Raw genomic sequence first — 23,723 nt, forward strand, 5'->3', positions numbered from 1 at the left:
ACCGGGCAATTTCTTGCCGATAGTCCGATTTCCGCTATTGATGCAGCATTTTACTTAAAAATTCGGGCGTAACGCCAATATATGCCGCAACTTGTTTCTGCGGAAGACAGTCGATCAATGTAGGATAACGTGTACAGAACTTTTCGTAACGTTCTTTGGCAGCTAGACGGAGATTCTCCATCGATCGACTTTGATAATAAACCAATGCATTTTCGGCAAGTATCCGAAAATAGACATTCAGTTTCGGAATCTCCTGATAGAGCCGATGCAGGTCTACTTTGGAAATCATCCATACCTCAGATTCAAATACCGCATCAATGTATAAGTTGCCCGGTTTTCCGGTTACCAAACTATACATATCGCCGATCCACCAGCCTTCGGGAGCAAACTGTTGAATATACTGAAAGCCGTTTTCATCCACGCAATAACTTCGTAGACAACCCGAAGCGACAAAAAGAGCATACCTGCTCAGATCGCACTCCAACAGCAAATATTGTTTCTTCTTCACTTTTTTGGATTTCACAACAGCCAATAGGCGTACGATTTCATCTTCCGTGAGGTCGATCTCTTTCTGAATACTGTCCAACAATAGCTGTTTGTCCATAAATTAAAGGATGATATAGAACAAACATAGATAAATTGATGTTTGTATCCAAAAAAATAGACAAGCAGCGCCTTTTCTACGAAGGGAATACGCTTAACTCTTCTAAAAGAAATACGTTTTTTGCAACACCACTTTATCTTTACGCGCATACAACCGATCAAAGTCCACCGATAGCCCCGATACCTGAATCCCGTGTGCAGCAAAATGATGCTGTGCTTCATGATAGTGATGCGTACTATCCAAAATTGCCTTTGTGGGAATACAGCCCACATTGGTACAGGTACCACCCAATGTATCATATTTCTCTACAAGTGCGGTTTTATACCCCAATTGGGCACTGCGAATCGCCGCAACATAGCCGCCTGGGCCAGACCCAATGACAACCAAATCATATTGTTCCATATACGAACTATTTTTAGTTAACAGAATTATTCACAACCAGAACAGGTCTTACAAGTACCCCCCGCATAGCTACCATCCAAAAGGCTACGATAAAAATTTCAATACATACGCCAATCATAATAAAAAATAAAATACCAAAAGGTATATTTAAAAAAATAGAATACACCGTATTATTCATAAATATTTAATTTCATTAAAATCAGCGCAAACCTACAAATAAAATACCAATCGGTATATTATTAATAAAAAAATAGATCAAAAAAAATAATATGAAAGTCAATTCTACGCAGAAGAGATTGTGCTTATGTTTAGGATAAAGGGATATTTTTTAACTTGCTTCCAGATTAGCACCAACAGCGTCAAACGATTATTTTCAAATGAAACAGCATAATTACATCGCCACAATTACGTAGACAGGAAATCGCGGCAGCGGAACCGATCATTATAAAAACTACGAAAGAAGCCATCGCATTAGCATTGACGGCAAAGCTGAGATTGAAGGTTCTTCGGATCCAGCGTTCCTGGGAGACCCCAACAAATACAATCCCGAAGAGCTATTGCTTGCCTCCCTGTCCTCCTGCCATATGTTATGGTACCTGCATTTCTGCTCGGTCAATAAAATTATTGTAGAAGAATATGTAGACCATGCAACAGCGATCATGCTTGAAGAAGAAAGTGGAAAAGGCCGTTTTAAAGAAGTTACGCTAAATCCTTCGGTCCGGGTAAAAGATGCAACGATGATTGCACAAGCCATTGAATTACACCAAAAAGCAAGTGAATATTGTTTTATTGCCAATTCAGTAAACTTTCCGGTCTTGCATAAACCCAACGTCAGCATCAGCACATCCAGCTAAATGAATGAACTTGCTTCTTCACATGATATGCTGTCACATGATATGCTGTGAATTGACAAGAACAGCGATACCTGATCGAATTACGACATAGCTTAGCGCTATTTATTGGCTAGCCGCTCCTGTAACTCTCGACGGAAAGTAATACCGACCGGTAGGGACGTATTATTGATCTGTACCATTCCATGCTCATATTTGATCACCTTATTGATCGAAGCAATGTAAGATTTGTGGATACGGATAAACTTTGATGCCGGCACCTGTGTGAGAATTTGTTGGGTGGTGCTTGCGGTCAAAAATGTCTGACTAGGAGTGACAATTTTCACGTAATTGCCAAAGCTCTGGATAAAATCGATCTGCGATAATTTAACGTCAATAATACGACCATCCATGCGTATACTAATTGATTTGGGTTCTTCTTCCAGGGGCGACACAACCGTGTTATAGGATAAAAAACGTTGAACAGCCTTAAAAAAACGAGGAAATGAAATAGGTTTTAACAGATAATCAACAACGCCGTAATCGTAACTCTCCAATGCGTATTCGGAATATGCTGTTGTCAAAATCGTTTTGGGCGGGTTATCCAGCATCTTCAGAAACTCCATCCCATTAATTTCGGGCATTTCAATATCCAGGAAGATTAAATCTACTTTGTTCTCCCGAAGAAACTCCAATGCCTCAAAAGCATTATAACATTGAGCGACCAACTGCAGATCAGTACTTCTTTCAATATAATTTACCAGTACATAATGCGCCGCAGGTTCGTCGTCAACCACGATACAGCTATTTTTATTCATTGTTTAAAGATTTATAACCAATGACACCTCATACTCCTCTTTCTTGGAATTTGTCGTTAATGTATACCGATTAGGATACAAAAGCTTTAATCGCGCTATTGTATTTTCCAGACCTATTTTCGCCGAAAAAACATTCCTTTTCTTAACGGGAACAGAATTCCGTACATGCAAATATAAGTTCCCTTTTTCAATCTTGATCGAAATATGTACAAAACAATCTTCAATACTGCAGGTTCCGTGTTTAAAAGCATTTTCTACGAAAGTAATCAATAGCATCGGCGCTATCTGATAATTGATATCTTCTTCTTTTTGATAATCAAATTCAATTTTTGTTCGGTAACCTAACCGTTCGCGCTCCAGCTCGATATAACTTGAGATAAAATCGATCTCATCATCCATCGCAACAAATTCACGATCGCTGCTCTCCATCTGATAACGGAGAAGCTGAGAAACTTTGATGATCAATTCGGAGGTACGTTCCGGATACTTCAGATTAATACCATAAATGGTATTCAATGTATTGAATAGAAAATGTGGATTGAGCTGTTTTTTTAAATGCGATAATTGCGTCTGATTGGAAAGCAGTTCACGTCGGGTCTTCACACGCTGAAAGCGATAAAATTCAATAAATTGGATACTACCCAATATACAGATCAACGAACCCAATAATACACCAAATTGATAATGGAACGTTTTCTGAACAAGATTCTTGTAAAGAAAACAATTCTTGTAGATCACGTTATCCGTTAGCTCTTTTAATATGAGTGCAAAAACCAGTAGTGTTGCCACCGACGCCAAAATATACAACAGCGGTTTATTCTTCTTAAGTAGCAATGGCAACAGGAAAAAGCGATTCAATTGTGCATGCGCATAAAGGATCAAGAAATAGAACACGCCCATCAAAAATCCCTTCCAGCTCAAGATCAAAATCCAATCGTTCAAAGTAAAGAGGATAAACGAAAAGATCAATAGCACGATCTCCTGTATGATCTTGTTCTCAAAAACCTTTCTCATAATCCTTTTTTTGTTAAAAATCTGTTACAAAGTAAAAGTTTTAAGTTTATAACAGCAGAAAAATAAATGACGAATTAAATTGGTCACTTTTAAACGCTATAGATCATTTTAAAGGGACATCACAGTTCATCTCATCGTTATCTTCGTGTCCATAAAATGATAGATAACCTATGCTGAAATTGAATTTAGTGCTGTCATTGGCTGTATCACTTGCGACCTCCTCTTCCTTCGCTCAGAAGCTTACGCTCCGCGATGCCGTAGAACAGGGTATTGCAAATTATGGAAATATCAAGGCAAAGGAATATTATCTCCAGTCCTCCCTGCAGACCAATGAACAAGTCAAACGCGACTTTTGGCCCAATCTGAACATCGTAGCCCAACAGGACTTTGGAACAGTCAACGGACAAAATGGTCCACTGTATGGATTTGGTGGGCTGGGTGTAGCTTCTTCGGGAGCCGCTCTTCCAGAACAAAATTGGAATGCCGCATTTGGTGCGCTTTACTTAGCCAATGTCAATTGGGACATTTACACCTTTGGACGAAAAAAAGAACGTATCGAATTGGCCAAATCCGATACCAAACGACTACAGGCCGATCTCGGTCAGGAACAGTTCCAGCATAAAATCAAGATCGCTGCGGCTTACCTCAATTTATTGGCTAGTCAACGATTGGAAAAAAATCAACAGATGAATCTGGATCGCGCACTGGTATTTTTAAATATTGCTGCCACCAAAGTAAAAAACGGAATATTACCCGGAGTAGATTCTACACTTGCTTCAGCGGAAGTATCGCGCGCAAAAATCAGTCTCAATCAGGCCCGTGAAAATGTTAAGGAGCAAAACAATAAGCTGACGGTATTGATGGGGATTCCAGCGAAAAACCTCGAAATAGATACTGTTCTGGTTCAGAAAACTCCTGTACAGCTAACTCCGCTTTCAGGCAACTTGATTGAAAGTAATCCTATTCTGCAATTTTATAAAAGTAAAATTGAACTTGGCGAACAACAATTGAAACTATCAACCAAAGAGTATCTTCCCACTGTAAGTGCCTTTGGGGTCTTTCAGACAAGGGGATCTGGTTTTAAGAGCGACTACATTACGGATTTACAAGCATATAGCACAAATTATTGGAAAGGGGTTCGTCCCAGTAGGCAAAATTATCTCTTGGGATTGGGCATAAACTGGAATCTGACTTCGATTGCGCGTATCAATAAAAAAATCAGTGCACAGCGCTTTACGAATGATGCCCTGAGAGAAGAATACCAAACTGCCGAAGCCCAATTGACAGCACAGCTGGATGCCGCTGATGTGAAAATCCAATTGGCCCTAAAAAGTGATCTAGAAGCTCCCCGACAAGTGTCGGCAGCTCAGCAAGCTTACAATCAAAAAATGACGATGTATAAAAACGGCCTAGCGACACTTGTCGACGTGACGCAGACCTTTTACACATTAAATAGAGCCGAAACCGATCGAGAGATCGTCCACATCAATCTTTGGCAGTCGCTTTTACTAAAAGCCGCAGCTGCGGGAGATTTTGATATTTTCAACAAAGAACTATAAATAACATTACATGAATTTAATACGTTTTGCCTTACGCAAGCCGATATCCATCCTCGTACTCGTATTGGGACTTATTGTCTTTGGCATAGGTGCCGTTCGATCGATCAAGGTGGATATCCTGCCAAAAATGAACCTTCCGGTTATTTATATTGCCCATCCATTTGGTGGCTATTCGCCGGATCAAATGGAATCTTATTTTGCCAAAAACTACGTCAATATCCTTCTTTTTGCCAATGGGGTCAAGTCTATTGAGACCAAGAATATTCAAGGTCTGACCTTAATGAAAGTATCGTATTACGAAGACACCAACATGGCCCAGGCTGCAGCCGAGCTAAGTGCCCTGGCAAATCGGATCCAAGCCTCCTTTCCTCCAGGCTCACAACCGCCGTTCATCATTCGCTTTGACGCCTCATCCCTCCCTGTAGGCCAACTGGTATTGAGCAGTAACAAGCGTTCTAACAACGAACTACAAGATCTAGCCAACGTCTATGTCCGGGCATCGTTTACGTCAATCCCCGGCCTATTGTCGCCACCTCCTTTTGGGGGAAGTCCACGTACAATTGAGGTCAACGTTGATCCCGATTTAATGCGGAGTCACAATATGACACCCGATCAGGTCGTAGAAGCGCTAAGACTAAACAATCAAACCGCTCCAGCAGGAAACGTACGTATTCAGGACAAAAACTACATTACACCAACGAACAACACCATCAAGGATGTAAAAGATTTTGAAAAAATCCCATTATTTAAAGGTGGGGTACAGAATCTTTACTTAGGCGATATTGCTACCGTAAAAGATGGTGCCGACGTTACCGCAGGCTATGCTTTGGTCAACGGCAAACGTTCCGTGTACGTCAGTATCGCCAAAGCCGGTGATGCCTCAACCTGGGAGGTTGTCCAGAATTTAAAAGCAGCCTTACCAAAAATTCAGGAGAATTTACCCGACGACGTCAAGTTATCTTATGAATTTGATCAATCCGTCTATGTCATCAATTCCGTAAAAAGTTTGATTACTGAAGGTGCAATCGGTGCTATCCTCACCGGACTAATGGTCCTCCTATTTTTAGGTGATCGAAGAGCTGCGCTGATCGTTATCCTAACCATTCCGATATCCGTGATCTCCGGAGTGCTCTTTCTGAAACTCTTCGGGCAGACCATCAACCTCATGTCCCTTAGTGGACTAGCCTTGGCTATTGGTATCCTGGTCGACGAAAGTACGGTAACGATAGAAAATATACACCAGCATCTGGATATGGGTAAACCCAAAGCCTTGGCTATCTGGGATGCCTGTAAAGAGATCGCCTTACCCAAATTATTGATCCTGCTCTGTATACTAGCCGTATTTGCGCCGGCATTTACCATGACAGGCATCCCGGGTTCGTTATTTCTTCCCTTGGCCCTGTCCATTGGATTTTCAATGATCATATCCTTCCTCCTTTCGCAGACATTTGTTCCTATCATGGCAAACTGGCTCATGAAAGATCATGCGCATAAAGCGCCACAAGCGACCGAACCAGTGGGTTTAAATACAGATGAAGCTCAATTTGCAGCAACTGGACTGACCATAGAATCCGAGCAAGATACCCTAAATCAGAAGAAACTATTGGTTGAACGGGAAGACTTTAACAACGATGGAAAGATCAGTATTTTTGAACGGTTCAGAAACAGATTCATGAAAATGATCGACCGTTTGTTCAAAAGAAAGAAAACCATTACCGTAGTTTATCTGCTTGGAGCAATAAGTCTTGTTGTCATTTTACTTTCCACAATTGGACAGGATGTATTTCCGAAAGTTAACTCCAGTCAGTTCCAAATGCGCCTTCGTGCAGCTGAAGGTACACGTATCGAACGCACCGAAGAAAAAGCAAAACTAGCGCTGGCCGAACTGGAAAAGCTGGTTGGGAAAGAACATATCAGCATATCTTCTGTCTATATCGGTCAACACCCCGGACAGTTTTCAGTATCACCGATCTATCTTTTCATGGCTGGTCCACATGAAGCTGTTTTCCAAATTGCACTGAAAGACTACCATCACGATATGGACAGGTTCCGTGATGAATACCGAAAACGCCTGAAAGCGGCAGTTCCCGATGTACAGGTATCCTTTGAACCGATCGAGCTTACGGATAAAGTATTAAGTCAGGGATCGCCCACTCCTATTGAAGTTCGGATAGCAGGAAAAAACAAAAAGAACAACGAGAAGTACGCTGGTAAATTGATCGAGGAACTAAAAGCCATCCCTTATTTTAGAGATGTACAATTAGCACAATCCATTAAATACCCTTCTTACGATATTAAGATAGACCGCATCAGGGCCGCACAATTGGGTGTAGATCTCAGCGAAGTCACACGATCGCTGATCGCTTCCACCTCTTCTTCGCGTTATACCGAAAAAAACACCTGGATCGATGAAAAAGCAGGACTTTCTTACAACGTCCAAGTTCAGGTTCCCATCGATAAAATGAAAGATGAGAAAGAAATCGGTGAAATCCCTTTATTGAAAAATTCAGCGCGACCAATTCTGAGCGACGTTGCAACGATCACACCGTCCTTCACCTATGGCGAAAACGACAATTTAGGTGCAATGCCTTATGTATCAGTTACAGCAAATATTGATCATACCGATTTAAAAACAGCCTCCAAGGATGTACAGCGCAGTATCAAAGCCCTTGGCGAGCTTCCTCGTGGTTTATCGATGGAGCAAATAGGACTTGGAAAAGTATTATCAGAGACCATGAGCAGCCTCGAATCGGGTTTGGCCGTAGCCATTATCGTTATATTCCTGATGCTATCAGCCAATTTTCAGTCGTTCAAAGTTTCTATGGTTGTGCTCACCACAGTGCCTGCGGTTGTGCTGGGCTCATTGATTCTGCTGTTGTTAACCGGATCTACCCTCAACTTACAATCCTACATGGGGATTATCATGTCGGTGGGTGTATCCATTGCGAACGCTGTTTTGCTCATCACCAATGCCGAACATATCCGTCGGCATAATGGCGATGCGCTGGCTGCAGCCCGTGAGGCAGCATCCTTACGGCTTCGCCCAATTATCATGACCAGTTTGGCCATGATTGTGGGTATGCTCCCTATGGCCATTGGTCATGGTGAAGGTGGCGAACAGGTTTCACCACTCGGTAGAGCCGTAATTGGAGGATTACTATTTTCGACTTTTGCCGTACTCGTCATCTTACCGCTTATATTTGCTTGGGCACAAGAAAAAAGCAGTACACAATCGATCTCATTAGATCCTGAAGACAAAGAAAGTAAACACTATATTGCGGCATTAAAACCTTTATCGTAAAAGCAGTATAATCTATAAAACATGAAAAATAATTTGTTCAAAATATTAGCTATCGCCGGTCTGATCGCATCCTTAACAGGATGCCATTCGGCTGCCGAGGAAAATGCAAAAAAAGAAAGTCCGGAAGCTGCAGCTCCGGCAATGGAGACATTTGTACCCACCAAACAGAAATTAACAAATAAAATGCAGATCCCTGGAGAAATCACGGGATTCCAGCAGGTCGAGATTTACGCTAAGGTCAGCAGTTACGTCAAAAGTCTCAACGTGGACATCGGAAGTAAAGTGCATGCCGGTCAGCTATTGGCTGTCCTGGAGGCTCCCGAATTGAGTTCACAGCTGTCAGTAGCCAAATCGCGGCTCAAATCACAGGAGGCGGTCTATATGGCTACAAAAAGCACTTACGACAGACTCTTTGAAACCAGCAAAGTAGAGGGAACGGTGGCTAGACTGGATCTTGAGGTTGCTGAGTCAAAAAAGAATGCTGATTTTGCGCAGTACCAAGCCGCTAAATCGGCCTACGCAGAGGTACAAAACCTGTTGAATTATTTGGAAATCAGGGCACCCTTCGACGGTGTAATCGCAACAAGAAATGTCAATCAGGGCGCCTATGTTGGTCCTGCTGGCCGTGGCTCGGAAATGCCCATCATGACCATTCAACAACAACGCAAACTGAGGTTAGCCGTTGCTGTTCCGGAACAATATTCGGGTTTCCTCACCGAAAACCAGCCCTTACAATTTACTGTCAAATCATTGCCAGGGCAAACCTTCTCGGGTAAGATCGCTCGTAAATCGGGTGCCCTGGACAGCCGATTAAGATCCGAGCGGGTAGAAATTGACATTAACAATACCGACAACAAGCTATTGCCGGGTATGGTTGCAGAGGTCGAATTGCCTTTAACATCTCAAGACAGTACTTTTGTTGTACCGAAATCGGCGGTATTTACTTCAGGCGAAGGAAGTTTTGTGATTGCTGTTATTTCGAACAAAACACAACGTATTCCTGTACAGAAAGGACGCAGCATCGATGGTCAGATCGAAATATTTGGTGACTTAAAACAAGATACTAAATTGGTCAGCAAAGCGGATGAAGAGATTATAGACGGAACGTCAGTCAAATAGGACTTTCTACTAATTCCTAAACAAAAGAAAGACCGAACCCATTACAACCGGGTTCGGTCTTTCTAATTTATTCGGTCTTTCTAATTTAAATGCCCATAAATTTAAAGGGTTGGGCAGCCTTAAACAGCGTATTTGAAATGCCATTTATTGCCATCCCCTGCTTCATGTCCAACTTCATCGTCGGAGCCCCTTTCTTTAAATCAAATTTAGCCAGATCTACCCACAGCGTTCCCGGAACCAATACATTCTCAAAATAATAGATTTTATTCTTTTGATCAGCCACGGATCTCCATCGTGTAGACGAAATATTAGGTTCAGATTCCGAGCTTATTCCAAATGGAACCGAGCAGTTGCGGATCACACTGAAAACACTGGCAACAGAAAGCCGCACATCGTCTGTTTGCGGGATCGCATTAATGTAATAGGAAGCCCTCACAAAACGATCAGCAGCACGGTTTGTTCCCGGCAACATGATAGTTCCCGGAATTCCCTGCCAATACCTGTTTAGCGCCAGTTGATCTTCAAAGACGGGCGAGTTTGTCATAACTGTATAGGCCGCATCGTGATGAATCACCAGTTTACCGTTGATGTATTCAAATATAGCATTATCGCCTGTGGCATCTGACAGCGATAAATGTATAGTCGTAAATTTGGTAGTTCCCGGGATATAATCACTTACAATTACAAATGGCTCATCCTTTAAGGCAGATACGGCTTCATTGACTGTCGCAAAATTATCCAAAACATATTGGGCCCAAGCCGAGATTGCAAGCCCTTTTTTTGGTCCCGCTGGATCAAATTTAGGATAAGTAGATTCGACAAGCCAGAGTACATTGGCCACCAATCCCTTTTCATTTAAACCATCGACTGTAGCAATGTCCCAAGCACTGGAAACTACACTCCCATATTGGGAAGTCCATTTCAAAGACTGAGGTCCTACCTCTCCACTGCGCGCTATTCCACGCGGAAACACCCATAGATTGGCCGCGATATCATCTCTCCAGTCCATACTCCTTGCCGTGATAACAGTCTGATTAGGTCCCTTATAAACAACGCGTGTACAGGATCGGCCTTCTTTAACGGCAAAAAGGAATACGATCAACATAAATTGTGCAAGATACTTCATATGTATAGATTTTTTTGCGTGATATGACTTTGTCTTGATAGCGTGCAAAAGCACTCCAATTCCATAAACAATAATTTGAGCTTATTGTTTGTCTAAGCTGTAACCGGCATGATTTAATCCGGCACAGCTTAGACGAGCATAATCTATAGCCATAATATATGGCTCTAGGTACTATTCTGCCGCTTTCGGGTCAATTGCGGCAGCAACTGCAGTTAATGCCAAGGCACCTCCAACAAGCATTGCCCCCTGCCCCTTTTTTTCCTTAACAGCCAGCACGTCTCCGCGCTTATTATACAGTTCAATAATATCATTAAGGGCTACTGAACCGGTCTGCCAAAGCTGGGCAGCATAAAATTTTTGCTCCGTAGTTTTAACAATGGCTTTACCATCTTCTAAAATCGAATAACTTAAATAACTACGTAAACTGTAAGGTGAATCGGCGACTTCAAATCGAGCAAGTTTTACCGCAAAACTCTCGCCACTCATATCATACATATACACTTTTTCTTTTTGGGATGATCGTACAATGGATTTAACATCGTTTTTAAAATCAAAATAATGCCCATCCACATAGGCATGTGGTGGGATAAGTACCACATCTTTAGGCAAACTTACCGATCCTGTAATATAACCGTTCACCCAAGCATCATTGAATATAGTGGATTTACTAGTGCCTATATCGGAAACCGAAGCATTCATCTTTCCATTAAAAGCAGCTTGTTCAGCAGAATAACCTTGCGTTTTACCATTAATAACCATGGCCGAACTTTTAAGATCCCATAAGATCGGTTTATCGATTTTATTTTCTATTCGAAGGTAAATTCGACCATCTCTGTCGGCAAAGGAATAATCAATTTGTACTGTATCATTATTAAATGAAAACGTTCCCTTGTCTTCATCTTTTTTTACATTCTCCCCATTGAATGTCATGAGATAGTTGGAAGAACAGGCTGAAAGAAAAACAGCACAATACGTTAGCGTGAGAACTTTGAATACTTTTCGCATAATATCAGGATATCTTAGTGTAATTGCAACGGCACGAGTGCTGTTGTACAACAATATAAAAAACTATTATTAAAAAAACAGCGAAACGACCTAAAATAATTTCCTAATTATGGTATTAATCGCAAAATATCACTGTTTCTATAAAATAGTACATGATCGTCATAAAGCAGTAAATGGCCCTCTTTTATCGCCCGATACAGCTTTGAAATTGCTTTACATCAGTTTCCATAATAACAGGGATATTACAGGGGGTTAACAGGGGTATAACAGGGGGTTAGCAGGGGTAAATACCCTGTTAACCCCCTATTAATACCTTGTAAAAAGACTACGATATCCTTTTTAATGGAGAATAGGGTATTCGACTGATAGTAACCATAAACAAATCAAGGAATGCCATCAACTGTTGGTCTGATTAGCGTAACAAAAACGGTTAAACGAATAGAAGTTTTTTTAACCGGAAAGCAAAAGCTATATTTACAGTCAACTAAACCAAATCCAATGAAAGAGAAATTTATCGACAGAAAAGATCAACAAGCCAATAAGATATTTGAAAGAAGGACATTATCCTTCGATTATAGAACGATTATCCCCCTACTATCTCCTGGCATGGAAATCTTGGACGTGGGCTGCGGTACCGGAACGCTCACGAATGAGGTAGCAACTTATATTGGCGACGGAACTATAACCGGGCTCGATAATACACCGTCTTTTATCGACAGTGGCAATGAGCACTATGGTAGCACCCAAAATCTGAACCTTGTCTGCAGCAATATTTTTGATTATCAGCCTCCACATCCGTTCGACCTGATTATAACGGCGCGCACCATGCAATGGTTAAGTGATATTCCCAGGGCATTGGGCTTATTTAAATCCTGGTTAAAGCCCGGAGGACAAATTTCTATTTTAGACTACAATCACACCGCCATTGAATGGAACCCCGCCCCTCCGGAAAGCATGCTCACATTTTACCATACTTTCATGAAGTGGAGAGCAGATGCAGGTATGAACAATCGTGTTGCTGATGAGGTCGCGGCACTGCTCCAGGAAGCAGGTTTCCATTCGGTTCAGGTTATCAATGCCGATCAGACCTACAAAAAAGGAGAAGCTAACTTTGATACCAATCTGGCCATCTGGAACAAAGTCGCCCAATCGCGACAAATGGTTACGGAAGGGTATATCTCCGACGAACTTCGCTTACAGGCTATCGCCGAATACAGCCAATGGATCGAAACAGAAGCGACAAGCATGACACTTAAAATGAACGATGTACAGGCTAAAGTATAATCTCCTTTTATCCGTTTTCCTCCTACTGACACTTCCCGGGCTGGCCGTAAAAGCACAGCTCAGGGATACCATGGTCAATGTAGGCAACCATAGCCTTCATTTTACTTTAATGGAAGAAAAAGGTATCCCCATTGTCTTTGAATCTGGGGCTGGAAATGATGCTTCCGTTTGGAGAAAGTTATTGGAACCGCTATCGAGCAAATTAGGCGCACCTTTAATTACCTATGACAGGGCTGGCTTTGGGAAAAGTGAAATAGACACCGTTAACATTAGCTTGACAAATGAAGTAAAGGATCTTAAAACTGCCTTGCAGCAATTGGGCTATCGTGATCGGTACTTTTTTGTTGCCCATTCCTTCGGTGGTAACTATACGATGAAATTTGTAACGAACAATCCCGGTCAGGTTGTTGGCACAGTAATGATCGATATTGTCTCCCCTTATCTCATGACCATGGAGCGATCCAAATCATTGAAGAGCGAATATGCCAGTGAACTTGATAACATCAAAAAAGAAAGCTTAGGGTTCTATCATCTCGTTTTAAACTACGAAGCGTCAACGGCTGTTCTACATGAGGTTGCAGGAAAATCGCCTTTTGAAGAACCCGATCGCAGTTTATTTATTGCTGCCCTTAAAAAATTTGCAGATCAAAAAAACAATAGACGTTATCTTTTGGCTCAAAATGCGGAGCATCATGTCTTTGATGACGAACCGGATCTGGTCATTGATGAAATCGTCAAACTATATCAAAAAACCGCATTCGAGTAATCAAAAAGTCTATCCGTACAACCGATTTTATTTGTAGCTTAGCAAGGCTGTACAACACACAACAACTTATCTTATGGATCATCAGGCCCAAAATGTCATCGATACACCGAGCAACAATACGGTGTTTATGGTATGGAATTTCCACGAAAATGTGGTCATTAAGGATGTCTTCCAACGCTTATGTGCATTGGTTGTCAATCTCAACAATTCGGCGCAGGTACGTTCAAACCTTGTAAAAGCCAGCGTGGTATTGGGCATAAGTCACCATGCCTGGAAAAAGCTTGAACTCAACGAACCTATGCCAAAGGAATTGGTTCCTTTCGAACCTATCATCGGTCAAAAACATATTGCTGTAGCTACCCCCGGAGATTTACATTTCCATATTCGCGCTTATGAAAAAAGCTATTGCATTGACATGGCCACCGAAATTGCAGCCTTATTAAGTCCCGTTGCCGATTGCAAGGAGGAAATTCATGGGTTCAGATATTGGGATGGCCGAAGTATCTTGGGTTTTGTCGACGGAACAGAAAATCCCCTTGGTGAGGATCGTGCTTTCTTTGGTATCGTTGGTGATGAGGATGTAGCCTATACGGGTGGAAGCTATTTATTTGTACAAAAATATATTCACGACATGAACGCCTGGCGTTCTTTACCCGTCGCTGAACAGGAGAAGGTCATCGGCAGAAGCAAAGCAAACGATATTGAGATGGGCGACGATGAAAAACCGACTAATTCACATTCGGCCCTAGCCAATGTCGGTGACGATTTGAAAATTGTTCGCGACAATATGCCTTTTGGGCAAATCGCAACAAATGAAATGGGAACCTACTTTATCGCTTACGCCAGCACATTCAGTACCGTACAATTGATGCTGAACAGAATGTTTATTGGTGAACCCGAGGGGAATTACGATAGAATACTGGACTTTAGTACGGCCCATACCGGCTCCCTGTTCTTCTGCCCAACAATTAATATGCTGAAAGAATTTGCTGGTTAAAAGCTGTATACCCATTATCTCGGATCATTTCCAACAGGATTTCCCAACGTAGAGCACTGGATCATGGAATATGGTCCCACAAATTTATTTTTAAAACTACACGACAAAAAAAATGGAAATCACTATTATTCAACTAGGTGACGAAAACATTGCTGAAGTTAAAGGTTCAGGCGTCTTTATCCATAATCTCGATGATGGTCTACAGATTATGGTCGACTGTGGCGCGCAAGAAGCATACAAAGCAATTATTTATCAAGAGAACATCACAGACGATTTCTTCGAACTTAAAACAAAACTTGCCGGTGAAATTCTTCAAAAATATACGCAGTATGGCTTTGACATTGCCATCGTTGGCGATTTCTCCAGATACAACAGCAAAAGTCTAAACGATTTTATCTACGAAAGCAATAAATCAAAGAAAATCAATTTTGTAGGTACGCGTGAAGAAGCGATAGCCAGATTTTCAAATCGTTAAGTCATGCATATTGAATCAGAAAGATTAGCGATTCGCCCCATTATGGCGGAGGATAGTCAGGCCGTATTCGGTTACCGTTCGGATAAAGAAACCAATAAATACCAGGGCTGGATTCCAGACTCTTTGGCAGAAGTCGATGCATTTATTGCTAAAAATCCGGGCACATTCAATCTTCCAGAGTCCTGGTTTCAGCTCGTTATGACCGACAAAATAGCAAACGCAGTAATCGGCGATATTGGCGTTCACTTTTTTGGTACTGAACACCTGCAGGTGGAATTGGGCTGTACCATAAAAAAAGAATTCCAGCAACAGGGTTATGCCAAAGAAGGACTGAAAACAGTTATAGAGGCCCTGTTCCGTCAGTATCATAAACATCGGATCATGGCCTCGGTAGCTCCGGAAAACAAGGCATCCATGCAGCTTTTCACAAGTTTGGGATTCCGAAAGGAAGCTCATTTTGTAAAAAGCTATTTCCATAACGGTCAATGGGAAGATGACGTGGTCTTTGCAATCCTTGCCGAAGAATGGGATTCAACACAATAAGTCGTCTCTTCGCGACTTATTGTGTCGTACGATTGATCCAATCGGCATAAGACAGCACGCCCAGTTCGGGCCTGCCCTCCCCTTCCAAAACTGCGATAAACTCCAATTGGTTGCCATCCGGATCATTAAAGTAAATGGCCAATGCCGGCATCCATGCAAAGACCATCGGTGCTTCGATCCCATCCTTTAAAAAATTATAAGGTGTCAGGTCACGTGTTTTCAGATAGTCCACGGCATAGTTCAAGATATCCTCTTTATCCGCTCTAAAAGCAAAATGTCTCGGTTGAAAGTTTGTTTCTTCCTGCCACAGGCCCAACATATAGTCTTTGCCGGTTCCAATCCATAAAAAAACAATAGGACGTGTCGGATCGCGATGTGCCACACGCAATCCCAATACCTCCGTATAAAATGCGACAGATTTGGCTAAATCACGCACCTGAATATGCGTTTCGTATAAACCTTGTATCATAAGTTATTTCATTTTAAAATTATTTCAATCCATTGATAGCGCGCTCGTGATGTAAATGCAAGATCGGATAGGATTTGCCCATACCATCTACAGCTGAGCGTCCGATAAGCTGATATCCTTTTTTCAGATAAAAATCAACAGCCTGCTGATTTTGCTCATTGACATCAACTTTATACACCTGGAGCTTATCCAGCACATACTGTAGTGCCACAGTCCCAATACCTTTTCCCCTGTAGGCTGAATCCACAAATAACATTTCTAGATTATCATCGGAGACAGCGAAAAAAGCAGTAGGCTGTCCCTCATCATCGATGACATATACCTTTAATTGTAGTAAATACTCGGTTGGGATCAGTCTCTTATATAACTGAAGATCCTCCTCTTTCAAAAAATCATGTGTTGCCCGAACCGAATTTTCCCAAATGCGCAGGATTGCCGCATAGTCGGCTCCACTTGCCGCTCTTATTTCCATAACGATTATCTCCCTCTAAAAATTCTTATTTACACCGTATCGCTACGGAATAGCATTCTTATAAAAGCTTCCCTTCCGCTTTACAGAAAGGCAATGTAAGTTAAATTGGAGAACTAAAATCATGAAAAAGTTAAATAAGACAGAAAGATGATGATTTAGGTTCCGATAATTTGATTTCAGAGAAAACAACCTTATCTTGTAAATAAACACATTAGCCATGTACAATACACTTCTATTCAAAAAATATCTTCCGGAAGATTTTGACGCTTTCCACGACTTGGTTAAAGCGGATGATGTCATGAAATACATTACCGGCAAAGGATTGTCCGAAGAGCAGGCCCGGAAAAAGTTCGATTCGATTCTAGAAATCAACCAGGATCCTGATTTAGGCTATTTTAAAGCAATCGAAGCGGATACGCTAAAGCTTTTAGGCGACTGTAAGCTTGTTAACTACAAAAAAGATCCAAGTGTATTCGAAATTGGTTATTTGCTCCGCAAAGAACATTGGGGAAAGGGGCTGGGAACACAGATTTGCGAGTCGATGCTAGCCCTTGCCACAACATTAAATCCAGGTAAAGATGTGATTGGTATCATTGATCCCGATAACACCGCATCGAGACGACTACTGAATAAATTCGGATTCAAAAGTTTCTTCGTGGGGATAGAAGACGATATTGCCACAGAAAAGCTGATGCTCAAACGGACAGCATCCGAATAAACAAAGCCCATTCGAATATTTAAAACAATAGGAACTGTATATGCCCAAGCCGAACAAAAAGTCAATGAAGTTTAAGGTAAAAACAACTTATAATACACACGAAAGTCTTCAAGATACCTTATCATTCTTTGGCGTAAATTGCCACCGCCCCTATTATATTTCTTCTGGAAATCCGATTTTTGAATACCCAAGCAATGCTTTTCGTATTGATTATTATGCCATCTGTATCTGCACGGCAGGCGATATAAATATTCAGGTAGACAATCAGGAATACCATATCTCGACAAACCATATCCTCATATCCGCCCCAACAACAATTATCCGGTTTTCGCAGGTCAGCGCCTACTTTAGAATGAAGCTACTCTTTTTTGACAAAGCATTCCTGCTTAAACATATTGTCAATCCATTCTTTATCGAACAACTGGGGCTTTTTAAAAATTCGACCTTTACCATTGTCAGCTCCCAAGATAAACAAATTGACAAGCTGTTAAAATTAATGGACTACTTCAAAGAAGTTACCTTAAGAACAACACATTTTACAGCAGATATCATCCGCACGATCATCTTTAATCTCCTGTTAGAGATCGCCGACGAATTGGTCTCTAAAGACCATAATACAACGGAAAGTGTACAAGAGACCAACAACCTGTTCTATAAGTTTACAGACCTGGTTCAGCGACATAGCAATCAATACAAAGAAGTACAATATTACGCCGACCAGTTATTTATTTCAAACAAATACCTCATTCAGATTGTTAAAAGAGCATCAGGTAAAACACCACATGAAATTATTGATGAGCGTGTGCTTAAAGAAGCCTATGTGCTGCTCGGGAATCCCGAAAAGACTATCTCAGAAATTTCTTATGAAATCGGATTTAATTCCATCTCAGCATTTGGTCGTTTTTTCAAAAAATACGCCACCTTATCGCCATCAGAGTACCGAAAGCGACAAAATATGTAGAAAGAGGAAATTCGGTAGAACAATAGCGAATTTGAGGGCACAAATGATTAAGGTGGTCTTTGTAACTTTACTCAACAATTAAAAAAACATAAGAATCATGAAAGAAATCACCTCAAAATTCGACAAAGTATTAAATGCATCTGCTGAATATGGAAATGTAAATCATGAACCCGATTCAAGCAAAGAACAACAACGTAACACACCGAAAAAATCGATGCCCTTTTCTGATCAGATCGGAAATTATCAACGCAATAAAGGTATTCCACCAAAATCATATAAAGACAGTAAAATCTACATCGTCGGAAGCGGTATAGCAGGGATGTCTGCAGCCTACTATTTTATCCGAGATGGTCATGTTCCTGCTGAAAACATCACATTCCTTGAACAGCTCCATGTGGAAGGCGGCTCGTTAGATGGCGCCGGTAATGCAACCGACGGCTATGTCATCCGCGGTGGTAGGGAAATGGATATGACCTACGAAAATCTTTGGGATATGTTTCAGGACATTCCTGCATTGGAAATGCCTGCCCCCTACAGTGTTCTGGACGAGTACCGTTTGATCAATGACAACGACTCCAACTACTCCAAAGCAAGGCTTATTCATAAACTTGGTGAGATAAAAGACTTCAGCAAGTTTGGATTGGGCAAAATGGATCAGCTGGCCATCATTCGATTGCTCCTCAAAAATAAAGAAGATTTAGATGACTTAACCATCGAAGACTACTTCAGCGAGTCATTTTTATCCAGCAATTTCTGGACCTTCTGGCGTACCATGTTCGCTTTCGAAAACTGGCATAGTTTACTTGAGCTGAAATTGTACATGCACCGCTTTTTACATGCGATAGACGGATTGAATGATCTTTCATCACTCGTATTCCCGAAATACAATCAATACGACACCTTTGTGACCCCTTTGCGCAAAGTACTCCAAAGCAAAGGTGTAAACATTCGATTCAATGTGTTAGTCAAAGACTTGGATATCCAAAGCAATACCGATGGAAAAGTTGTGGAGGCCCTGATTACAGAACAAGACGGTAAAGAGGTAAAAATTCCAATCGGAAAAGACGACTTCGTCATTGTGACAACTGGATCAATGACAGAAGATACCTTCTACGGCGACAACAAAAATGCACCGATCATCGCTATCGACAACAGCAGCAGCGGTCAAAGTGCAGGCTGGAAACTCTGGAAAAATCTGGCTGCCAAATCCGCCATCTTTGGTAAACCCGAAAAGTTCTGCAGTAACATCGAAAAATCAGCATGGGAGTCTGCGACCCTGACATGTAAACCTTCGGCTTTAGTCGAAAAACTAAAAGAATATTCTGTCAATGACCCTTATTCCGGCAAAACAGTCACTGGCGGTATTATTACCATTACCGATTCTGATTGGCTGATGAGTTTCACCTGTAATAGACAGCCACATTTCCCTGGCCAACCGGATGATGTTCTTGTCTTATGGGTATATGCCTTATTTATGGATAAAGAAGGAAATTACATCAAAAAGCCAATGCCACAATGTACGGGAGATGAAATTCTAGCCGAACTATGTCACCATTTGGGCATTATTGATCAACTGGACGATGTTATCAAAAATACGATTGTACGTACGACATTCATGCCTTACATCACCTCGATGTTTATGCCAAGAGCAAAAGGCGACCGTCCGAGAGTCGTACCTGAAGGATGTAAAAACCTGGGCTTGATCGGTCAGTTTGTCGAAACCAACAATGACGTTGTCTTTACCATGGAAAGCTCGGTACGTACCGCACGTATTGCGGTATATGAACTGCTGAACTTAAACAAGCAGGTTCCGGATATCAATCCCCTACAATACGACATCCGTCATCTTTTGAAAGCAGCCAAAACATTAAATGATGACAAACCATTTGTGGGCGAAGGCTTACTGCGTAAAATTCTAAAAGGCACTTATTTTGAACATATCCTGCCTATCGGTTCTGAAGAACAAGAAGAACATGAATCTTTCTTGACAGAGCAGATCACCAAATTCAAAGATTGGTTAAAAGGAATTAAAGGATAAGGATCACAACCTGCGCCATGGTTCCGTGGCGCAGGTTTTTACGAATTGAAAAAACAATAACATCATGGACTTTAAAAATATAACGATAGCTGGCAGCGGGGTTTTAGGCTATCAAATCGCTTTCCAAACAGCATTTCATGGCTATCATGTCACTGTATACGACATCAACGACGATGTACTAAAAAAAGCTGCAGCAAAATTTGATATTTTGGCGCAGGCATTCGAGAAAGATCTTCATGCGAGTAAAGAACAACTGGCTTCAACCTTTGATAGGCTCAGTTATAGTTCAGATCTTGCCGCGGCGGTAGCAAAAGCAGATCTTCTTATCGAAGCCGTTCCCGAAAACCCAGCCATTAAAATTGGTTTTTATCAGGAATTAGCGAAAGTGGCACCGGAGAAAACCATTTTTGCCACAAACTCCTCAACCTTGCTGCCAAGTCAATTTGCCCAAGAAACCGGCCGTCCCGAGAAGTTCCTGGCGCTACATTTTGCCAATGAAATCTGGAAGCACAATACAGCAGAAATTATGGGCCATCCTGGTACAGACAAAGCGGTATTTGAGCAGGTTGTAAACTTTGCAAAATCCATTGGCATGGTTGCCCTACCGCTGCATAAGGAGCAGCCTGGCTATATTGTAAACTCCTTACTTGTCCCATTACTTTCGGCGGCAACGGATCTTTTGGTCAACGAAGTGGCGGATGCCCAAACGATCGACAAAACCTGGATGGTTGCCACTGGAGCGCCAACAGGCCCCTTCGGCATACTCGATATCGTTGGCATCACAACAGCCTATAATATCAATAAAATGAGCGCCGAAGCAACAAATGACCCCTTAAAGATCAAAACAGTGGCCTATCTCAAGGAGCATTTTATAGACAAAAACAAATTGGGCGTCGCTACTGGGGAAGGGTTCTATACCTATCCCAATCCGGCCTATCAATCGCCCGACTTTTTAAAATAGGTCTCTTCAGAAACAATAAATCGTCGCAGGTGGAGCTGTGACGATTTATTGTTTCTGCTTATTTCAATCCGCTCCCCTCTTTCACTCATTCGCATAAACTCCGTTCAACCATGCAAAAGTTGAGCGATGCTGTTCATTCAATACCGGTTTGCTGATACCCATTGTTTTAAGGATGGCATCAAAAGCTTCACCGATCATAAAATCATCACGATTGCTAAAAAGTGAAACCACAAGGTCTTTCTGTACATCGATATATACGATATGATGAAACCCGGTAGATTCACCTGAATGAAACAGGATTTTATGGCCTGCATTTTTTTGAATAAACCATCCGAAATGATACGCTATTCCATCCTTTACCGGGTAGGCCATTTGATCGAACAATTGCTCCAGTCCCGGCTGTATTAACCGATCTTTTACCAAAAAATTGGCCCATGTATGATATTCATCCGCAGATAGATAAACACCCCCATCCCCCTGTGTCGCACTTGTCACACTCTGATCGGCAAACAGGTAGGAGCCTTCTGTCGGATGATAACCGTAGACTCGTTCATCAACCGTCGTGCCCGGTTCATATACCAATCCCTTGCTAATGCCTATGGGTTCAAACAAGTGACTTTTGACAAATGAAGCAAAGGATTTTTTTGCAACATGCTCGACAATCAGCGATAAAAGACAATAGCCTGTATTGCTATAACGAAATTGACTTCCCGAAGGGAAATATAAACGATCAGTCTGCCGGATATACTTCAGTACATCCGTATCCGATACCTGATCTTTCCTCTCTTTCGGAATAAGTTCTTCATAGTCCCAGATTCCGGATGTATGTTGCAGAAGCTGTGCTACAGTAATATCTTTCAGCGCGACTGGCAGATCTTTAAAAAAAAGGGACAATGGGTCGTCTAGTTTTAAACGCTTTTGAATCACTAAGGTATATATCGCCTGTGCAGTCACCTGTTTGCTTACCGATGCCAGGCGAAAATGTGAGCTGGATGTGATTGCACGCTTTTCCTTCAAATCTGCACGTCCAATTGCATAACGATAAATAAGACGACCTTTTTGGCTAACTGCACAGCTAATTCCCGGAGCTGCCGGGTCCTTGTAATAGCCTGCAATGGTGCTATCCAATTTTGATTTATCCATTTTTTGCCCCATAACAACACTTGTTACACAGATCAAAATAAAACTCAGTTTTAGGTTTATCATATTTTATACCGCACATTTCGGTTTATATTGTCAGCCTACTGAAAGGCACAGCGTATTAAATCAATTTGATCTTATTGCTTTTCAAAAATGTACCCTTCAAAAATCGAAATTTTCTTGCAATGCCCGGGTGTTTTTATTGATTTTTATTTATTTCTTTTAATTTTGCTTTTATGCTTCATTGCTCATGAAGTCGAACTGATCCGGAATCCTTCCCTCAGTTCTTCATTAAAAATCACGACAGACTATGTTTTTTATTTTCAGTATCTACGACTTTGTATTAGCAGAAAAAACGGTAACAGCAACCTTAAAAAAAGAAAACGCGCCACGAAATTTCACCTTACAGATTATTACGCCAGCCCGTCGGTTTATAGGCCTACCTTTTGGCGGTGGATTTGTTAAACTTTCCAGACTTTACGACGAACAAGGAAAATTGATTCACGCGCGGAATTATTCAGATGAATTAAAAGCCGAGATCAAAGCGTTCAAAAGTCAGTATAGCATCCCCTATTTTCAGTTATGGAAAGGATTTCTAATTGTCACTGCGGCAATCCTTATCTGGGCAGTCATTTATGGGGTAAAGAATAAATTGGGCAATCAACAACGGGAAAAAGAAGTTGGTCAGATGGTTGATAATTTGAAGCAACTAAAGGCAGGTCAACTTTATGGCGCTACTTTTTTTACCGATCAGGACGGTAACAGTATAAATGGACTTCCTGCAGGTTGGATAAAAATAGATAAAATCGTAGGCGACACTATTTTTATACATCGTTCAAAGCAGCTCGACACAAATTCGGCACTTTTTGACATGAAGAACATTGCTTCGTTCAGGCCCCAATCGACCGATGAATGGCAGGAAAAAACGGAAAAAATGGATTTAAATCTATTGAAAAAACAGCTCGAGGATGCTGCGACAAAAAAAGTCGATCTGCTCTATATCGGTAAAGACCACGAGAAATATTCAGGTGTTATATTGACGATAAAAGGTAGCGAGTAATCCTTGTTCCCTGCTAAAACCAAGGTATTGACTTTTCAGCGCAGACAGATCATGCGGCTAG

At 41.5% G+C, this 23,723-nt stretch carries 22 protein-coding genes and 1 pseudogene; 14 read left to right on the top strand and 9 right to left on the bottom strand.

Annotated elements, in window-relative coordinates:
• Positions 1 to 34: 34 nt before the first annotated feature.
• Positions 35 to 604: a Crp/Fnr family transcriptional regulator gene (locus CBM24_RS20810; RefSeq protein ID WP_088162572.1), complete on the bottom strand. Its 570-nt coding sequence runs from the start codon at positions 602 to 604 to the stop codon at positions 35 to 37.
• Positions 605 to 718: 114 nt separating this feature from the next.
• Positions 719 to 1,006: pseudogene (locus tag CBM24_RS20815) on the bottom strand (FAD-dependent oxidoreductase); the annotation flags it as partial.
• Between the two features lie 521 nt (positions 1,007 to 1,527).
• Between CBM24_RS20815 and CBM24_RS27820 the strand changes: the two are divergent.
• Positions 1,528 to 1,860, top strand: a complete 333-nt coding sequence (locus CBM24_RS27820; protein WP_262508006.1) for an OsmC family protein — start codon at positions 1,528 to 1,530, stop codon at positions 1,858 to 1,860.
• A 98-nt stretch (positions 1,861 to 1,958) separates the two neighbouring features.
• On the opposite strand, the gene CBM24_RS20825 is transcribed toward CBM24_RS27820, so the two are convergent.
• Positions 1,959 to 2,654 (bottom strand): LytR/AlgR family response regulator transcription factor, encoded by a 696-nt coding sequence (locus tag CBM24_RS20825; RefSeq protein WP_088162574.1) that lies wholly within the window; start codon positions 2,652 to 2,654, stop codon positions 1,959 to 1,961.
• Between the two features lie 3 nt (positions 2,655 to 2,657).
• Entirely contained in the window at positions 2,658 to 3,668 is a 1,011-nt protein-coding gene (locus CBM24_RS20830) for a sensor histidine kinase (protein ID WP_088162575.1), read from the bottom strand.
• Positions 3,669 to 3,838: 170 nt separating this feature from the next.
• Between CBM24_RS20830 and CBM24_RS20835 the strand changes: the two genes are divergently transcribed.
• Genes CBM24_RS20835 through CBM24_RS20845 form a run of 3 tightly spaced genes read left to right on the top strand, consistent with a single transcriptional unit; the run spans position 3,839 to position 9,647 of the window.
• Positions 3,839 to 5,227 carry a TolC family protein gene (locus CBM24_RS20835; protein WP_088162576.1) on the top strand — a complete coding sequence of 463 codons (1,389 nt, stop codon included), beginning with the start codon at positions 3,839 to 3,841 and terminating at the stop codon, positions 5,225 to 5,227.
• Positions 5,228 to 5,237: 10 nt separating this feature from the next.
• Positions 5,238 to 8,528, top strand: a complete 3,291-nt coding sequence (locus CBM24_RS20840) for an efflux RND transporter permease subunit (RefSeq protein WP_088162577.1) — start codon at positions 5,238 to 5,240, stop codon at positions 8,526 to 8,528.
• A 21-nt stretch (positions 8,529 to 8,549) separates the two neighbouring features.
• The gene (locus tag CBM24_RS20845) at positions 8,550 to 9,647 is read left to right on the top strand and encodes an efflux RND transporter periplasmic adaptor subunit (protein ID WP_088162578.1); all 1,098 of its coding nucleotides are present in this window, start codon (positions 8,550 to 8,552) and stop codon (positions 9,645 to 9,647) included.
• A gap of 85 nt (positions 9,648 to 9,732) precedes the next feature.
• Here CBM24_RS20845 and CBM24_RS20850 read toward each other — a convergent pair whose 3' ends face one another.
• On the bottom strand, positions 9,733 to 10,773 hold the full coding sequence (locus tag CBM24_RS20850; RefSeq protein ID WP_088162579.1) for a linear amide C-N hydrolase: 1,041 nt from the start codon (positions 10,771 to 10,773) through the stop codon (positions 9,733 to 9,735).
• 171 nt (positions 10,774 to 10,944) lie between these two features.
• On the bottom strand, positions 10,945 to 11,778 hold the full coding sequence (locus CBM24_RS20855) for a hypothetical protein (protein ID WP_157698557.1): 834 nt from the start codon (positions 11,776 to 11,778) through the stop codon (positions 10,945 to 10,947).
• A gap of 498 nt (positions 11,779 to 12,276) precedes the next feature.
• On the opposite strand from CBM24_RS20855, the gene CBM24_RS20860 reads away from it, so the two are divergent.
• The 5 genes from CBM24_RS20860 (at position 12,277) to CBM24_RS20880 (ending at position 15,843) form a co-directional block, all read left to right on the top strand.
• Complete coding sequence (locus tag CBM24_RS20860; protein ID WP_088163725.1) at positions 12,277 to 13,062, top strand: class I SAM-dependent methyltransferase; 786 nt, start codon at positions 12,277 to 12,279, stop codon at positions 13,060 to 13,062.
• Positions 13,043 to 13,828 carry an alpha/beta fold hydrolase gene (locus CBM24_RS20865; RefSeq protein WP_088162581.1) on the top strand — a complete coding sequence of 262 codons (786 nt, stop codon included), beginning with the start codon at positions 13,043 to 13,045 and terminating at the stop codon, positions 13,826 to 13,828. Before CBM24_RS20860 ends, CBM24_RS20865 begins: the two co-directional genes overlap by 20 nt.
• A 73-nt stretch (positions 13,829 to 13,901) precedes the next feature.
• The gene (locus tag CBM24_RS20870) at positions 13,902 to 14,825 is read left to right on the top strand and encodes a Dyp-type peroxidase (protein ID WP_088162582.1); all 924 of its coding nucleotides are present in this window, start codon (positions 13,902 to 13,904) and stop codon (positions 14,823 to 14,825) included.
• A gap of 112 nt (positions 14,826 to 14,937) precedes the next feature.
• Positions 14,938 to 15,300, top strand: a complete 363-nt coding sequence (locus CBM24_RS20875) for a DUF4180 domain-containing protein (protein ID WP_075993848.1) — start codon at positions 14,938 to 14,940, stop codon at positions 15,298 to 15,300.
• Between the two features lie 3 nt (positions 15,301 to 15,303).
• Positions 15,304 to 15,843, top strand: coding sequence for a GNAT family N-acetyltransferase (locus tag CBM24_RS20880; protein ID WP_088162583.1), 540 nt, complete (start codon positions 15,304 to 15,306; stop codon positions 15,841 to 15,843).
• A gap of 16 nt (positions 15,844 to 15,859) precedes the next feature.
• Here the strand turns inward: CBM24_RS20880 and CBM24_RS20885 are convergent, their stop codons facing one another.
• Complete coding sequence (locus tag CBM24_RS20885; protein ID WP_075993850.1) at positions 15,860 to 16,312, bottom strand: VOC family protein; 453 nt, start codon at positions 16,310 to 16,312, stop codon at positions 15,860 to 15,862.
• A 19-nt stretch (positions 16,313 to 16,331) separates the two neighbouring features.
• The gene (locus CBM24_RS20890; RefSeq protein WP_198385974.1) at positions 16,332 to 16,784 is read right to left on the bottom strand and encodes a GNAT family N-acetyltransferase; all 453 of its coding nucleotides are present in this window, start codon (positions 16,782 to 16,784) and stop codon (positions 16,332 to 16,334) included.
• Between the two features lie 217 nt (positions 16,785 to 17,001).
• Here CBM24_RS20890 and CBM24_RS20895 point away from each other — a divergent pair, with 217 nt between their 5' ends.
• The 4 genes from CBM24_RS20895 to CBM24_RS20910 all read left to right on the top strand — a co-directional run bounded on the left by CBM24_RS20895 (position 17,002) and on the right by CBM24_RS20910 (position 21,462).
• Entirely contained in the window at positions 17,002 to 17,502 is a 501-nt protein-coding gene (locus CBM24_RS20895) for a GNAT family N-acetyltransferase (RefSeq protein ID WP_088162585.1), read from the top strand.
• A gap of 64 nt (positions 17,503 to 17,566) precedes the next feature.
• Entirely contained in the window at positions 17,567 to 18,463 is an 897-nt protein-coding gene (locus tag CBM24_RS20900; RefSeq protein WP_088163727.1) for a helix-turn-helix domain-containing protein, read from the top strand.
• Positions 18,464 to 18,560: 97 nt separating this feature from the next.
• On the top strand, positions 18,561 to 20,501 hold the full coding sequence (locus CBM24_RS20905; protein ID WP_088162586.1) for an oleate hydratase: 1,941 nt from the start codon (positions 18,561 to 18,563) through the stop codon (positions 20,499 to 20,501).
• A gap of 64 nt (positions 20,502 to 20,565) precedes the next feature.
• Complete coding sequence (locus CBM24_RS20910) at positions 20,566 to 21,462, top strand: 3-hydroxyacyl-CoA dehydrogenase (RefSeq protein ID WP_075993853.1); 897 nt, start codon at positions 20,566 to 20,568, stop codon at positions 21,460 to 21,462.
• An 81-nt stretch (positions 21,463 to 21,543) separates the two neighbouring features.
• On the opposite strand, the gene CBM24_RS20915 is transcribed toward CBM24_RS20910, so the two are convergent.
• Positions 21,544 to 22,668, bottom strand: coding sequence for a serine hydrolase domain-containing protein (locus tag CBM24_RS20915; RefSeq protein ID WP_088162587.1), 1,125 nt, complete (start codon positions 22,666 to 22,668; stop codon positions 21,544 to 21,546).
• Positions 22,669 to 22,912: 244 nt separating this feature from the next.
• On the opposite strand from CBM24_RS20915, the gene CBM24_RS20920 reads away from it, so the two are divergent.
• On the top strand, positions 22,913 to 23,662 hold the full coding sequence (locus CBM24_RS20920) for a hypothetical protein (protein WP_088162588.1): 750 nt from the start codon (positions 22,913 to 22,915) through the stop codon (positions 23,660 to 23,662).
• The last annotated feature ends 61 nt before the right edge of the window (positions 23,663 to 23,723 follow it).

Origin of the sequence: Sphingobacterium sp. G1-14, assembly GCF_002196555.1 — a bacterium.
Lineage (GTDB): Bacteria > Bacteroidota > Bacteroidia > Sphingobacteriales > Sphingobacteriaceae > Sphingobacterium > Sphingobacterium siyangense.

Coding starts and splice junctions, on each gene's coding strand:
- CBM24_RS20810 (WP_088162572.1), bottom strand. CDS start 604: ATGGACAAACAGCTATTGTTGGACAGTATTCAGAAAGAGATCGACCTC.
- CBM24_RS20825 (WP_088162574.1), bottom strand. CDS start 2,654: ATGAATAAAAATAGCTGTATCGTGGTTGACGACGAACCTGCGGCGCAT.
- CBM24_RS20830 (WP_088162575.1), bottom strand. CDS start 3,668: ATGAGAAAGGTTTTTGAGAACAAGATCATACAGGAGATCGTGCTATTG.
- CBM24_RS20835 (WP_088162576.1), top strand. CDS start 3,839: ATGCTGAAATTGAATTTAGTGCTGTCATTGGCTGTATCACTTGCGACC.
- CBM24_RS20840 (WP_088162577.1), top strand. CDS start 5,238: ATGAATTTAATACGTTTTGCCTTACGCAAGCCGATATCCATCCTCGTA.
- CBM24_RS20845 (WP_088162578.1), top strand. CDS start 8,550: ATGAAAAATAATTTGTTCAAAATATTAGCTATCGCCGGTCTGATCGCA.
- CBM24_RS20850 (WP_088162579.1), bottom strand. CDS start 10,773: ATGAAGTATCTTGCACAATTTATGTTGATCGTATTCCTTTTTGCCGTT.
- CBM24_RS20855 (WP_157698557.1), bottom strand. CDS start 11,778: ATGCGAAAAGTATTCAAAGTTCTCACGCTAACGTATTGTGCTGTTTTT.
- CBM24_RS20860 (WP_088163725.1), top strand. CDS start 12,277: ATGAAAGAGAAATTTATCGACAGAAAAGATCAACAAGCCAATAAGATA.
- CBM24_RS20865 (WP_088162581.1), top strand. CDS start 13,043: ATGTACAGGCTAAAGTATAATCTCCTTTTATCCGTTTTCCTCCTACTG.
- CBM24_RS20870 (WP_088162582.1), top strand. CDS start 13,902: ATGGATCATCAGGCCCAAAATGTCATCGATACACCGAGCAACAATACG.
- CBM24_RS20875 (WP_075993848.1), top strand. CDS start 14,938: ATGGAAATCACTATTATTCAACTAGGTGACGAAAACATTGCTGAAGTT.
- CBM24_RS20880 (WP_088162583.1), top strand. CDS start 15,304: ATGCATATTGAATCAGAAAGATTAGCGATTCGCCCCATTATGGCGGAG.
- CBM24_RS20885 (WP_075993850.1), bottom strand. CDS start 16,312: ATGATACAAGGTTTATACGAAACGCATATTCAGGTGCGTGATTTAGCC.
- CBM24_RS20890 (WP_198385974.1), bottom strand. CDS start 16,784: ATGGAAATAAGAGCGGCAAGTGGAGCCGACTATGCGGCAATCCTGCGC.
- CBM24_RS20895 (WP_088162585.1), top strand. CDS start 17,002: ATGTACAATACACTTCTATTCAAAAAATATCTTCCGGAAGATTTTGAC.
- CBM24_RS20900 (WP_088163727.1), top strand. CDS start 17,567: ATGAAGTTTAAGGTAAAAACAACTTATAATACACACGAAAGTCTTCAA.
- CBM24_RS20905 (WP_088162586.1), top strand. CDS start 18,561: ATGAAAGAAATCACCTCAAAATTCGACAAAGTATTAAATGCATCTGCT.
- CBM24_RS20910 (WP_075993853.1), top strand. CDS start 20,566: ATGGACTTTAAAAATATAACGATAGCTGGCAGCGGGGTTTTAGGCTAT.
- CBM24_RS20915 (WP_088162587.1), bottom strand. CDS start 22,668: ATGATAAACCTAAAACTGAGTTTTATTTTGATCTGTGTAACAAGTGTT.
- CBM24_RS20920 (WP_088162588.1), top strand. CDS start 22,913: ATGTTTTTTATTTTCAGTATCTACGACTTTGTATTAGCAGAAAAAACG.